12 protein-coding genes, 1 tRNA gene and 2 pseudogenes are annotated in these 12,939 nt (G+C 68.4%); 9 read left to right on the top strand and 6 right to left on the bottom strand.

The window, feature by feature from the left end:
- The first annotated feature begins 134 nt into the window (after positions 1 to 134).
- A tRNA-Val gene (locus tag CGL27_RS16160) sits at positions 135 to 206 on the top strand.
- A gap of 60 nt (positions 207 to 266) precedes the next feature.
- On the opposite strand, the gene CGL27_RS16155 is transcribed toward CGL27_RS16160, so the two are convergent.
- From CGL27_RS16155 to CGL27_RS16145, 3 genes are all read right to left on the bottom strand, one after another.
- Positions 267 to 914, bottom strand: a complete 648-nt coding sequence (locus CGL27_RS16155; RefSeq protein WP_119987713.1) for a hypothetical protein — start codon at positions 912 to 914, stop codon at positions 267 to 269.
- A 13-nt stretch (positions 915 to 927) separates the two neighbouring features.
- Positions 928 to 2,397: an alpha/beta hydrolase gene (locus CGL27_RS16150; RefSeq protein ID WP_119987712.1), complete on the bottom strand. Its 1,470-nt coding sequence runs from the start codon at positions 2,395 to 2,397 to the stop codon at positions 928 to 930.
- Between the two features lie 198 nt (positions 2,398 to 2,595).
- Positions 2,596 to 2,877 carry a hypothetical protein gene (locus CGL27_RS16145; protein ID WP_119987709.1) on the bottom strand — a complete coding sequence of 94 codons (282 nt, stop codon included), beginning with the start codon at positions 2,875 to 2,877 and terminating at the stop codon, positions 2,596 to 2,598.
- 189 nt (positions 2,878 to 3,066) lie between these two features.
- Between CGL27_RS16145 and CGL27_RS16140 the strand changes: the two genes are divergently transcribed.
- Both CGL27_RS16140 and CGL27_RS16135 read left to right on the top strand, forming a co-directional pair.
- Complete coding sequence (locus CGL27_RS16140; protein ID WP_078641173.1) at positions 3,067 to 4,248, top strand: histidine kinase; 1,182 nt, start codon at positions 3,067 to 3,069, stop codon at positions 4,246 to 4,248.
- Positions 4,249 to 4,926, top strand: a complete 678-nt coding sequence (locus tag CGL27_RS16135; protein WP_119987706.1) for a response regulator transcription factor — start codon at positions 4,249 to 4,251, stop codon at positions 4,924 to 4,926.
- 52 nt (positions 4,927 to 4,978) lie between these two features.
- Here CGL27_RS16135 and CGL27_RS16130 read toward each other — a convergent pair whose 3' ends face one another.
- Together CGL27_RS16130 and CGL27_RS50055 are read right to left on the bottom strand one after the other, a co-directional pair.
- Positions 4,979 to 5,779: a hypothetical protein gene (locus CGL27_RS16130; protein WP_119987704.1), complete on the bottom strand. Its 801-nt coding sequence runs from the start codon at positions 5,777 to 5,779 to the stop codon at positions 4,979 to 4,981.
- 255 nt (positions 5,780 to 6,034) lie between these two features.
- Positions 6,035 to 6,163 (bottom strand): lasso RiPP family leader peptide-containing protein, encoded by a 129-nt coding sequence (locus tag CGL27_RS50055; RefSeq protein WP_161561472.1) that lies wholly within the window; start codon positions 6,161 to 6,163, stop codon positions 6,035 to 6,037.
- A gap of 202 nt (positions 6,164 to 6,365) precedes the next feature.
- Here CGL27_RS50055 and CGL27_RS16120 point away from each other — a divergent pair, with 202 nt between their 5' ends.
- The 3 genes from CGL27_RS16120 to CGL27_RS16110 all read left to right on the top strand — a co-directional run bounded on the left by CGL27_RS16120 (position 6,366) and on the right by CGL27_RS16110 (position 8,959).
- Positions 6,366 to 7,733, top strand: coding sequence for a hypothetical protein (locus CGL27_RS16120; protein ID WP_119987698.1), 1,368 nt, complete (start codon positions 6,366 to 6,368; stop codon positions 7,731 to 7,733).
- Positions 7,734 to 7,765: 32 nt separating this feature from the next.
- Positions 7,766 to 7,981 (top strand): cold shock domain-containing protein, encoded by a 216-nt coding sequence (locus tag CGL27_RS50050; RefSeq protein WP_162952798.1) that lies wholly within the window; start codon positions 7,766 to 7,768, stop codon positions 7,979 to 7,981.
- Between the two features lie 612 nt (positions 7,982 to 8,593).
- Entirely contained in the window at positions 8,594 to 8,959 is a 366-nt protein-coding gene (locus CGL27_RS16110; RefSeq protein ID WP_240450515.1) for a VOC family protein, read from the top strand.
- 96 nt (positions 8,960 to 9,055) lie between these two features.
- Here CGL27_RS16110 and CGL27_RS16105 read toward each other — a convergent pair.
- Positions 9,056 to 10,445 (bottom strand): annotated as a pseudogene (locus tag CGL27_RS16105) (IS1380 family transposase).
- Between the two features lie 332 nt (positions 10,446 to 10,777).
- On the opposite strand from CGL27_RS16105, the gene CGL27_RS16100 reads away from it, so the two are divergent.
- The 3 genes and pseudogenes from CGL27_RS16100 to CGL27_RS52010 all read left to right on the top strand — a co-directional run.
- Positions 10,778 to 11,599 carry an SDR family oxidoreductase gene (locus CGL27_RS16100; RefSeq protein ID WP_119987691.1) on the top strand — a complete coding sequence of 274 codons (822 nt, stop codon included), beginning with the start codon at positions 10,778 to 10,780 and terminating at the stop codon, positions 11,597 to 11,599.
- A gap of 41 nt (positions 11,600 to 11,640) precedes the next feature.
- Entirely contained in the window at positions 11,641 to 12,525 is an 885-nt protein-coding gene (locus CGL27_RS16095; RefSeq protein ID WP_205587924.1) for a helix-turn-helix transcriptional regulator, read from the top strand.
- Positions 12,526 to 12,804: 279 nt separating this feature from the next.
- Positions 12,805 to 12,894, top strand: a pseudogene (locus CGL27_RS52010) (VOC family protein); the annotation flags it as partial.
- Between the last annotated feature and the right edge of the window lie 45 nt (positions 12,895 to 12,939).

The raw sequence follows: 12,939 nt of genomic DNA, 5'->3' as shown, positions 1-12,939 counted from the left end.
AGACGAGCACAGCGCTCGGTTCGGTTCACGATCTGCGGACTTCTCTCGCCCGAGCCCCGGATACGGGCTCCTCCCCGGCCGTCTTCACGATTGCGGCACCACCCCGGGGACCCTGTAGGCTGACACCTCCCCCAGGGCGCATAGCTCAGCGGTAGAGCGCTGCCCTTACAAGGCAGATGTCGGCGGTTCGAACCCGTCTGCGCCCACAGTGATGGACCCGCGACGAAGCCCTGTACCGAGATCGGTACGGGGCTTTGCTCACCGCCTCATCCCGCCCCGCCGTCGAGCAGCCAGTGGTAGCGCAGGCGCAGCGCCCGCTCGGTGCTGGCCGCCACGGTGCAGAACCCGAGTGCGACGTTGCCCCAGGCCGGTAGATCGATGGGCGAGGTGAAGGTTCCGACGTACTGGGCGACGCCCTCTGGCGCCCGGGTGACCTGTTCGGCGAGCTGCAGGATCAGCATCACCAGGCCGATGGCGAGCACGGTCAGCGAGAGGAGACCGATCCAGCCGCTCAGTGCGGGGTGCGATCGGTCGAGGCGGGCGCGGCGGCCTTCGGCGGAGTGGGGGTCCGGGATGAGCTGGTGCTCGGCCCGCTCGGCGGTGACGTAGTGGCAGCGCTTGAGCCCGAAGGTGCTCGCCCTTACTTCGACGGTGCCGCCCTGGACGGGGAAGACGGCGGGGACTTTGGACTCGGCGTGATGCCTGCCATCGAGGTACAGGTGGGCTATGGCCTTCTCGGACGACTGATGCCTGACGTCGACGGCGTAGACCGTCTGCCGACCGTCGTCGTTCATCAGCCGAAGATAGAACAGTGCCCGGGAAAGCATCTGCCACCAGCGGAAACGCTTTAGCGCTCGCCCGTCCCCGGGCTTGACCCGCTGGACAGTCCGACGATGCCGCAAGTCCTTGAACATGCCTCGGCCCCCGTTACTTGCCCGGCTCCGCCGCGCAGGCGAGGTCCCGCGCCGGGCGCTGTCCGGTGGTCAGGAAGGCCGTCACCGAATCGTTCGCGCACGTGTTGGGGCCGAACGGATAGACACCGTGCCCGCCTTGGTCGGCCGTCACCATCGTGGCCCGCTTCCCGAACGCCCGCCGCAGCTTCCGGGCGCCGGCCAGCGGTGTCCCCGGGTCGCGCTCGTTCTGCACCATGAGCACGTTCGACGGGCCCCGGTCACCGATGCGCACCGGCGGCTCGACCCGCTTGTCCGGCCAGAACGCGCACGGTCCGATACCGGCCGAGGAGCCGCCCAGCATCGGATGCCTCAGCCGGTCGACGGCGACATTCCGCTGGTACTCCCGGACCGTTTCCGGCCAGCGATTGTCGCCGCATATCACCGAGAAACGGGCGGACATGAAGTTCTCCATGTTCGCCAACGGCGGGTTGGGCGGCGTCGGCCGGTCCGTGTCGAGCGCCTGCCAGGTCTTGGCCAGCTGGGGCATGTTCGCATCGCTGTAGAGGGAGTCGAAGGTGATCCCGCGGAACAACGTCCCGTCGTAGCCCTGGACCGGTTTCGCCTCCAACCGCTTTGCGAGATCGAAGAATTTGGCGGTCACCTGCTCCGGTGTGGTGCCCAGACCGTACTCGGGGTGCGCGGCCACGAACGCCGCGAAGTCCGGGAACCGGTCCTCCAGTCCACGGGCGAACAACCGCATGGCCGTGACGTCGTAACCGCCGGGGCCCAGGTTGCTGTCGAGCACGATCCGGTCGCTGCGCCCCGGGAACATCGTCGTGTACACCGCACCGAGGTAGGTGCCGTAGGAGGCGCCGAGGTACGAGAGCTTCGGCTCGCCCAGCGCCGCGCGGATCCGGTCCATGTCGCGCGCGGTGTTCGCGGTGGTGATGTACGGGTGCATCCACGCCGTCCGGGAGGTGGCGCACTGCTCGGCGATGGTCCGCGCGTTCCCCGCCTCCCGCGCGACCTCGGCCGCGGTGTGCGCGTACGGCGGGAGGTTGCCGCGTTTCTGTTGTTCCGGTGTCAGATCGCAGGTCACCGGCGTGCTGCGGCCAACCCCGCGCGGGTCGAAGCCGATCACGTCGTAGGAGTCCAGCACCTTCCGCGGCAGCCCTGAGGCGGCAAGAACGGCCGGGTAGCCCAGTCCCGTGATGCCGGGACCGCCTGGGCTGGTCAGCAGTACGCCGCGGCGCTGCGACGGTTTCTCGCTCGCCAGCCGGGAGATCGCGATCTTGATCTGCCGGCCGTCCGGATCCCGGTAGTCCAGCGGGACTTCGAGCGTCGCGCACTCGAGACGGGAGGAGGCGGCCTTCTCCGAGCACGGGCTCCACCGCACGGTGTCCGGCGTCGCCGCTGCCACCGATACTTCCGGCATCGCGGTCGCCGCCATTGCGGTTGCCACCACCGCGGTGGTGGCGAGGGCGAGGGGCAGGGTTCGACGCATGTGAAGGTCCTCCTGAAGGGTGCATGGGGTGCATGGGGTGAAAGGGGTGCACAGGGCGCATGGGGCACGCGGGACGCAGAGCGCACGGGGGGCGCCGGAACGGGCGGGCCCGGTACGGCCCCGCCGCCGGCCGTTCATGTGGACCGGCACGTCGATCCAGGCGGGGTTGCGGCGGCGGGCCCGTCGTCCCGGATGCCGTCAGCCCTTTCCTCTGCCGCGGACTCCGCCGGAATTACCGGCCCGGCCCCGCCCGGTGTTCGGCCTCTGGCGGGTGTGTGCCCAGCCACCGGCCACCATTCCGACGAGCGCGATGAATCCGAGGAGGATCAGTCGGCCGGTACGGTCGCCAGGGACCCAGTCGACGATGCCCCACAGCAGCTCGGAGTCCTGGTCGAGCAATCCGCGGATCACCGTTTGGGCGGCCAGGGCTGTGATCACCAACCCGACCGCCTCAAGGGCCACATAGCCACCCTTGCGCATCGCGTTTCTCCGTCTCGTGTCCGGTTGTCTCGGCACGTGAACGAGTCTGTTCGCGCGGCGCGGCCGGCACATCGGCCCGGCGGCTCGCATCGCCTTCGACCAAGGACGAGGCGGTGATTCGACTCTGGTCGAGGTCGCCCCCACCCCTGGTCTGATTCACCGGCCGCGCGGTCTCGCGATAATGACCAGGTGAACACGGACGTCGCGCCACGGCTCGGGTGGTGGCAGCAGACCTGGCGGCTGGCAGCGGCAGCGGCAGCGGGCATACCGATCTGGCTCTCCGTGGGTGTGGTGCTGCGGGGGCAGACGGGCGAAACGGGCTCGTGGTTCCTCATCGGTGATCCGCTGGTGGCTCTCGGCTGCCTGACGGCGCTTGTATGGCGGCGGCGGTTCCCGCTCGCCGTCGCCATGACGGTCGTGATCGCCTCGACCGCGTCGGCGCTCGCCACCGGCGCCGCGTTTCTGGCGCTGGTTTCGCTCTCGACTCGTCGCCGTCCGGTGGAGAGCGGGGTCGTCGGGCTGGCCTTCGTGACCGCGGCACAGTTCACCGGCGGGCTCTACCCGGTCCAGCGCACGTCCGACTCGTGGTGGCTCGAACTCACCTCCCCGGCGCTGATCGCGGGCATCGCGGTGGCCGTGGGCATGGCCATCGGCGCGCGCCGCGTCGAAGTGCGGTCCCTGCGGGATCGGGCGGAGAGCGCGGAACGGGAGCAGAGCGCACGGGCGGCGCAGGCACGCGCCCTGGAACGGAACCGGATCGCCCGCGAGATGCACGACGTGCTCGCGCACCGGATCTCCCTGGTCGCCATGCAGGCCGGAGTGCTGGGCCACCGCGGCGACCTCACCGCCGAGGAGAACCGCGTGCTGGTCCGCGGCATCGCCGACGGCTCCCACCAAGCACTGGAAGAACTACGGGATGTCCTCGGTGTGCTCCGGGCCGACCCGGGCCGCCCGGAACCGCCACAACCCTCCCTCGACCGAATCCCCGACCTGGTGGCCGACGCCCGCACCTCGGGACTGGACGTCACGTTCACCACCACCGTGACGGGAGTTCCGTCCGACGTCGTCGGACGAACCTGCTACCGGATCGTCCAAGAAGGCTTGACGAACGCCGCCAAACACGCCCCCGGCGCCTCCGTACGTATCGCCGTCGAAGGAACAGCGGGCGACACACTCCACGTCAGCGTGCACAACTCCGCAGCCACCAGGGCGACCGCACAACCACCGGCATCGGGATTCGGGCTGCTCGGTCTCACCGAACGCATCGACCTCGCCGGCGGAAAGCTCAACCACCACCGCACACCCGACAACGGGTACCTCCTCACCGCACAACTACCTTGGCCGAACCCCACCCACGAAAAGAGAACATGAGTGGACAGCGAGCGGGAGCCGGTGCGTGTCGTCATCGTCGACGACGAACAACTGGTGCGCATGGCACTGCGCCTCGTCATCGACGGCGAACCGGATCTGACCGTCGTCGCGGAGGTGGCCGACGGGGACGCGGCGATCGCCGTGGTGGACGAGCAGCGGCCGGACGTCGTGCTGATGGACGTGCGGATGCCCGGCCGTGACGGCCTCAGCACGACCCGGGAACTCCTCACCCGACCGGTGCCGCCGCGGGTGCTCATGCTGACCACCTTCGACTCCGACGATCTCGTGCTCGGCGCACTGCGCGCCGGTGCACTCGGGTTCGTCCTCAAGGACACCCCACCGCCGCAGATCCTCGACGCGGTACGGACCGTCGCGGACGGCAACCCCGTGCTGTCTCCGGCGGCCACGGCACGGGTGATCGCCGCAGCCACCGGCCCGCAGTCCACTCACGCGCGCGACTCATCCCGCGAAGCCGCACGGAAACAGCTCTCGGCCCTGACGGAACGAGAACGCGAAACCGCTCGGGCCATCGCGGACGGACTGGCCAACCCGGAGATCGCCCAGCGGCTGCACATCAGCGTGGCGACCGTCAAGGCCCACACAAGCAGCCTGTTCGCCAAGCTGACGGTCGAGAACCGGGTACAGATCGCACTCCTGGTCCGCGACGCGGAGGAATGATCCTGCGACAAGCGTCTATCGAAGGTGCTGCCAGGAGCCTGGCCGAAGCAGGTCAGGGACCAGCACACGTCTCGGGCGCACCGGCGAGCCGCAAGTCCCAGCCGACCGGACCTTGCCCGTCCTCACGTCGGGCCAGGAGCGGGGGATGGACCTCGGGGGCAGGGCGCCCCGCTGACTCCCACTCGGCGAGCCAGGCGCGCAGGACTGTCAGAGACGGTGAGTCGCGATGGTCAGCGACGATCACGCCGTCCTGCTGAATCACCGCCGCGGTGGCGGGAGTCGAGTGTCCGGGCGCCCACAGGTCCGGCCGTAGGCCGGCCATGGTCAGATACGGGTTGCCCTCAGCCCGTACCCGCGGGGCGGCATCGGGAAGGTTCAACGGTTGGTAGTTGACCGGCTCGTAGCGGACGGTGTTCGCCCCGTCGGGCGTGACCAGCAGCAGATGGCCGGTCGGTACGCGGCTCACTGCGCGGAACAGGCTCCGTTGCCCTAAGACGTCCGGCTGCGCCAGGGCCAGGTGAGCGGCGAGAACGGCTGGATCGAACGGTGCCCCATCCAGCGCGGCCAGCGCCGCGGCCGACGTTGACCACCACGTTCCTGTGGCCTCTGCCCGCCAGTACACCGGGTGCTGCCCGGCGAGATCGCCGATCACGGCCAGGGATTCGCCGCTGCGCGCGATCGTGAGATAGGAGCCGGGCCAGCAGGTCAGCGCGTTCCAGTCGCTCGCCCGCACGGTCGTCAGCGCCTGGCGCAGCTGTTGGTCGTCGGCTCCGCAATCACCGATGACTGCCAGTGCCAGCGGGCCGGAGCCTGCCGATCGGACGTGGCCGGTGGGCCAGCCAACGGTCCACACCGCGTCCAGTCCCAGTACGGGCCTTCTGCTCCTCGGTAGCCGATCGTGTCGGCTCGCTCCGTACCATCCTGCGCTCCACCGCATCAGCCGCCTGCTCTCGTCGCTATCGCTCTTGCTGGTCGAAACGGAGCGGGCACCGGGCTGTTGGCGGCCGTGCCCCAACACGGACCTCATCGAAACCCCGGCGCCCGTTCACGTCCGGAGCCCGGGGCCGGGCCGCGGCGCACACCCGCCCGGCCCCAGGCAGCCGATGGATCAGGCGTTCTTGTACTGGGTGTCGTCGGCGGTGTCGAAGTTGTTCGTGCCCAACGTCACCTCGACGACGTCACCGGCGTCCAGGACGATCGGAGCGGTGTACACGGGAGCGGTGGACTGTGTGTTCATGATTTCTGCCTCCATGGTGTTCCGTCCCTCGTACCCGGGATGGGCGCGTCGTGGACGTCGTACCTGGCCAGGCGGCCGAGGACGGGGGAGCCGCTTGTTCCCCGGCCGCATGGCCCTGACGGATAGTCAACGCGGGCCGTGACGGCAGCGGTACGGTGTTGGGCAGGCAAAGCGGTATATCGGGTATACGGGGCAGGTACTCATGACCAAGCGGACGCCGAATCACCGGCTGAGGAACCTCGTCGCCGAGGCCGGGCTGACGTACGAGGCCCTGGCCAAGGAGGTGCGCGCAGTGGCCGCCGAGTGCGGGACGGCGTTGCGAACCAACAAGTCGACCATCAAGCACTGGATCAGTGGCGCCGTCCCCGCAGGCGACACCGGCCGCTATCTCGCCGTAGCGCTCTCCCGCCGGCTCGGCCGCCTGCTGACCCTCCAGGATCTGGGCGTCGCGACACACGAAGAGGAGGATGACAGCCTCGGGCTGTCCCTCGGCGAGGATCCGCTGGACGCCCTGCTGCCGATGTGGAGGCACGAATTGGACCGGCGCCGCTTCCTCAGCACGTCCGCCTACTCGGTCGCCGCTGCCGGCCTGCCGCTGTCGTACGTCCGAGAGATCGCCGACCGCACCGCGGCCGCCCGCGCCGGCCGGACCATCGGCATGGGTGAAGTCGCCGCGGTCCGCGACATGGTGCGGCTCTTCTCCGAGATGGACGAACGCCACGGCGGGCAGCACGGCCGCAGCGCCCTGGTCCAATACCTGCGCGACGACGTCGCCCCGCTGTGCCGAGGCCGCTTCCATAGCGACGAGATTCGCCGGCACATGCTCTCCGCCGCCGGCCGGGGGGTCCATCTGCTCGGCTGGAAGTCCTACGACGCAGGACAGCAGGGCCTGGCCCAGCGCTACTACCTGCAGTCCTACGCGCTCGCCGTCGAGTCCGGCATTCCCGGGCACGACGGGTTCGTGATGCGCACGATGGCCATGCAAGGGCTCAAGCTGCACCGGCCCGAGCACTGCCAGGCCCTCGCCGAGACCGGGCTCAGCCGGGCCAAGGGCAAGGTGGACGTGCAGACCGAATCCCTCTTCCGCGTCGTGCACGCCCACACCCTGGCCAAGTCCCGGCAGCGGCGAGCGGCGGTCGCCGAGGCCGAGCGGGCGCGCACGCTCCTGGCCGCGGACTGCGGGGACGAGGTGCCGTTCTGGGCTCTTGCCTGGGGTCCGCCTGCGGCGTCCGTCTACTCGCGCAATGCGAAGGTCTACGAGACGTTGGGCGATCGGAAGACGGCGGCGGAGCAGTACGCGCGGGCCGCCGTGTCTCGCCCGGCAGGCTATGCGCGAATCGTCGCCCTCGATTTGGTGGCGAGCGCTGAGATGCAGCTCAAGAGCGGCAGCATCGAGCAGGCGTGTGCCACCTGGAACAGGGCGATGGACCATATGGACGGGGTGCGGTCCGTCCGCACCCGCAAGGCCGTGAAGCGTATGCGCAGCGACCTCGCTCGCTTCCGGGCCCGAGGTGCCCGCTGTGCGGCTGAGTTGGATGAGCGGGCTGGCGAGTTCCTCACCGCGACGTGATCGCCATCAGAGGGAGGTCCGACCAGCGGCTTATGACCCCGCGTGGACGGCGCCGACAGACTCGTCGAACTCCAGCCGACGCGGAGCACGCCAAGCTCGGCGGCCGGGGCGTGCTCGACTCGCTCGAGACGCCGGGCGGTTGCTTCGGCCACTTCTCCGACATCCAGGTGACCGGCGTCCGCACGCTGTCGCCCGGACAGCGGGTGGATCTCGAGTGGGAAGCCCCTGGCTTCCAACAGGACGGGTAGGACTACCGCGCGGTGACCATCGTGCCTCGGCCTACCTGACATCCACGGCTGACATCAAGGACGGCATACGGTCGCGGCCCTCAGCAGCACGCGGTGACCACGCACCCTCCACCGCGGCCTGCAGCGGCATCCCGTTGATCGAACTCCCCAAGCCGTGCTCACTTTGTCTGCCGCTTTACCCCGGTGCACGCAACCAGCCTTCGGCCGTCCTCTGTGAGGAAGAGCATGAAGACCCATGAGCCATCGGGGCTGTTGACCTGGCCGAGGCGAACGGGCTGATCGTGCTCACCGAGGAGCTGCACGGTGCGCTCAAGTCCCACGGTTTCCTGACCGGTCCCGCGGGTGCGTCGAAGGCGGCGGTCGTAGACGTGAGTGAGCGGGCGCGCGCACATCGCCTCAGCCCAGACTACGTATCCGCCTCCATGAACCAGAGCGGCACGGGCGCCGGCCGTTGCCTCGTCCTCGCCCGCAAGCAATTGAATGAGCAAGCTGCGCTCCACGTTCACCCCCTACGGCGTGTATCGAAAATGCTGCCAGGAGCCTGAGCTAAGTGGGCGAAGATTGAGCGCGACTCGGTGGCGTGCGGCGTGGAGATCAGGAAGGCTCGCGCGCATGGTCTCGGTAGTGCAGAACGTGGCGATTGACTGTGCGGATGCCTATGAGCTGGCTCGGTTCTGGAGCAGTGTGACAGGCCGTCCGCTGCATCCGGAGGACGGACCGGGGGACCGGGAGACTCAGGTGCTGCTGGCGGAGGGCCCAGTGCTGCACTTCAACCAGGTGCCCGAGGCTAAGACGATCAAGAACCGGGTTCATCTGTGTTTGCGCCCTGAGACCTCGCGCGATCAGGAGGTGGACCGGCTGCTGGGCCTCGGCGCCACCTTTATCGCCGACCACCGGAATCCCGATGGTTCAGCCCGGATCCACCGGCTTGATTCCCGGTTGATCGTTTCGGGGTCGTGCAGGCCGTGCTGGGGCTGAGTTGCGGATTCGGGCATGGGGTGGCCGCTGGTCTGCCCAGCTCTTCCACTCTGTCCACAGGTCTCGGGCCCTTTCGGGCAGGTCGGTCAGGGAGCGTCAGAGGGCCGGCGGTGCATGCACCGTGCTGAACAGCTGGGTGAAGTCCTCGCTCCAGGGCCAGCGCTCGGGCAGGTGCAGGGTGAGGCGGCGGGCGGAGCGGGCCAGGCGGGCGGGCACGTTGATCAGGCGGTCACGGATGGTGGCGGTGGTCGCCCTGGCATGGAACGCGGAGGCCAGGGTGCCGGCGGCGCGGGTCAGGTTGTGTGCCAGCGCCGCCAGGGCGAGCCACGCGGCATTGGCCTGGAAATGACCGGACGGCGCGTGGGCGAAGCCGCTGTTCTTGACATCGGCGATCACCTGCTCGACGACAGCGTGCCGGCGGTGATCACGCTCGGCATCCCTCAAGGCGAGCGGGGAGTCGGTGAACGCGGCGTGGTAGCGCCAGGTGTCGAAGAGCGTGCCCTGCCCGGCGGAGACGGTACCGGCGCTCAGGCGCTTGACGCGGCGCGCGATCAGTCGGGCGGTGACCTGCTGTTTCTTCGGCTTGGAAGTGAAAGCGGTGTAGAGGATCTCGGCTATCTCGGCGTCGGAGATCCAGCACTGGCCCTCTTCGTCCCAGACCGCTTGGGGATATTTGATCGGTGTCCAGGCGTCCTCGTCGATGCGGGCGATGGTGGCTTTGACGGAGGCGTTCATCCGCATGGTGATGGAGAAGCGGGCACCCAGGGCCCGGCAGGCGTTGATGACGTCGGCGCCGTAGAACGCGGAGTCCGCCCGCAGCACCAGCAGGCCGCTGGCGCCGCAGGCGCGTGCGGTGCGGATGGTCTCAGCGACGAACGCTGCCGCCCCGCGCGCGGAGTTCGAGGGTCCCTTGCGCAGCCTGGTGGCGGCGATCACGGGGGCGGACAGGGGTGTGGAGACGACGCCGAGCAGTGCATTCAGGCCCTTGACCTTGCTGTATCCGTAGCCAGCGCCCTGTTTGGCGTAGCCGTGGGTGCGGCGGATGGTGTCGTCGATGTCCACGTATGCGGCCTGGTCCGCGCCGGGCAGCAGCGGGGTGTGACGGGCCAGTTCGTGCAGGAACCGGCGGGCCACGGCGTGCAGTTGCTTCACGTGCCCGTGGGTGAAGGAGCGCAGGAACGACCCCAGCGTGGACGGGGCCCGCACTCCGGAGAACAGGCGGCCCATCGCGCCGTGCCGCAGCCGGTCCATGTCGTCGATGCTGTCGGCGCCCGCGGCCATGCCGCCCACCAACGACATCAGTTTCGCCGCTGGGAAGGCGCCGGTGCCGTCCTTCGAGGCGGGCAGCCGGACGTGCTCGCCGGCCAGCTTGGGCAGACCGCACCGCTCGGCCAGCCGCACCACCGGCTCCAGCCCGCCGTACGCGATCAGGTTCGGGTCATCGAACGCGGATGAGACCCGCCGCCGCGGCATGGGAAGATTGCATCTCGGAAGTGCCTCGATCGTGCCTGATGTGGTCCTAGAAAAACCCATCATCGCAGGTCGCAAGGCACTTCTTCGTTTCTGGGTGAACCATCCACCGGCATCAAGCCGGGGTGATCCGGACTCAGCGCACCAGGAAAGGGGGTTCTGACAGTACCTGTATCACCAGGGTCTCCCAGATGTGCACAACGCCTGTCAACCTGGCGTGAGTCGAAAGCACCGACAGCACTCCATGGACACGCACTGCAGCTTTACCTCCATCAGCTCAATTCAGCTGCTGCCCCGAATGCGTGACCGTGTCGGCGCATTCTGACACGACAGAAGGAACGGATACCAATGACGGACAACCAATTCACCACTCACGCGGAACTTTTCGATCTGAGTGGGAAGTACGCACTTGTCACTGGCGGCACCAAGGGCATTGGGATGATGATTGCGCGCGGCCTTCTCCAGGCGGGCGCCCGCGTCGTCATCAGCTCACGTAATGCGGACACGTGCGCGGAGGCACAGCAGCTGCTATCCGAATTCGGCGACGTCCAAGCAATTCCCGCCGACCTGTCCAGGCACGACGAGTGCCAGCGCCTCGCTGATCTCGTCATGGCCGACTCGGAACGCCTGGACATCCTCGTCAACAACGCGGGAGCGATGCGTAGCGAGCCGCTGGAGACGTTCCCGGACGAGGCCTGGGATGCAGTGCTCGACCTCAACCTCAAGTCGCCGTTCTGGCTGGTGCAGGCACTGCTTCCCGCACTTCGCAGGGCGGGAACCGCCGATGATCCGGCACGGATCATCAACATCGGCAGTATCGCCGCCATCCACGTCGCCCAGGCGCCCACCTACTCGTACGCCAGCAGCAAAGCGGCTCTCCATCAGCTCACCAGAGTGCTTGCCCGGGAGCTGGGTCCACAGCACGTCACGGTGAACGCGGTAGCACCGGGAGTCTTCCCGTCGCAGATGATGGGGGCCACGCTCGATGCCATCGGCGACAAGATCGCGGCGGCGGCCCCACTGCGCCGGCTCGGCCGCGACGACGACATGGCGGGTGCCGCCGTGTTTCTCGCCAGCCGGGCTGGGTCCTACCTCACGGGCGCCATCATCCCGGTAGATGGCGGCACCGCGACGACTGCAACGGGTACTCCCCCCGTCATGGGCCACTGACTAGTACGGCTGAACGGGCCTATGGTAGGGGGATGGCCACGATGGATCCACGCACCGAGATCCGGGAGTTTCTCAGCTCGCGTCGCGCCCGCATCGCACCCGAGCAGGCGGGCCTGCCCGCTTACGGCGGCAACCGCCGGGTCAAAGGTCTGCGCCGCGAGGAGGTCGCGCTGCTCGCGGGGGTATCGGTCGACTACTACGTGCGCATGGAGCGCGGCAGCCTCGCCGGTGCCTCCGACGGAGTGCTCGACGCGTTGGCCTCTGCCCTGCAACTCGACGAGGCCGAGCGCGACCACCTGTTCCACCTCGCGCGCCAATCGAGGGCGCCCCGCAGTCCACGCCGGCGCAGGCCTGCCGTGGCGGTGCGCTCGACGCTGCAGCAGGTGCTCGACGCGATCTCCGGTGCGCCGGCCTGGATCGGTAACGGCCGTTATGACGTGCTCGCCATGAATCAACTCGCTCGCGCGCTGTATTCACCGGTGCTGGCCGATTCGCGACGGCCCGCGAACACAGCGCGGTTCGTCTATCTGAAGCCCGAGGCGGCCAGAGATTTTTTTGTCGATTACGACCAAGTCGCCGGTGCCGTGGCTGCGAAGCTGCGCATGGAAGCCGGCCGCAATCCGCACGACGAGGAGCTGATCGCCCTGGTCGGCGAACTGTCAACGTGCAGTGAGCTATTTCGGCAGCGGTGGGCATCTCAGGACGTGCGGCTGCACCGGTCCGGCCGTAAGCGTATGCACCATCCGGCCGTGGGCCAGCTCGACTTGGACGTCGAGTCCCTGGAACTGCCCGCCGAACCCGGCCTGCACCTCAACATCTACACCGCACCCGCGGGCACACCGACCGCTGACAATTTGGCGCTCTTGGCGTCGTGGGCGGCCACCCAACAGACGCTGGCGACCGAGCTCGAAGCACACAACGGATAGTCCAACCCCTTCAGCCGTACTAGGATCCGTTTCCCCGACCAGCGCGGGCAGACCGCACCGCTCGGCCAGCCGCACCACCGGCTCCAGCCCGCCGTACGCGATCAGGTTCGGGTCATCGAACGCGGATGAGACCCGCCGCCGCGGCATGGGAAGATTGCATCTCGGAAGTGCCTTGTCGATCGTGCCTGATGTGGTCCTAGAAAAACCCATCATCGCAGGTCGCAAGGCACTTCTTCGTTTCTGGGTGAACCATCCACCGGCATCAAGCCGGTGGATCCGGGCTCAGGCTGGGCAATCCTTGCTGATCCCGAAGGCAACGAATTCTGCGTTCTGCGCAGCGAGTCCGACCGAGCGGCCATGAATTCCTGACCCTCATGCGCCGCCCTGGTCGGTTCAAGGCCGCCGGTACGGGCT

It is taken from the genome of Streptomyces sp. 11-1-2 (assembly GCF_003595545.1).
GTDB lineage: Bacteria > Actinomycetota > Actinomycetes > Streptomycetales > Streptomycetaceae > Streptomyces > Streptomyces hygroscopicus_B.
The sequence above is the reverse complement of the archived record's forward strand: the minus strand, read 5'-3'. Positions and strand labels throughout refer to the sequence as shown.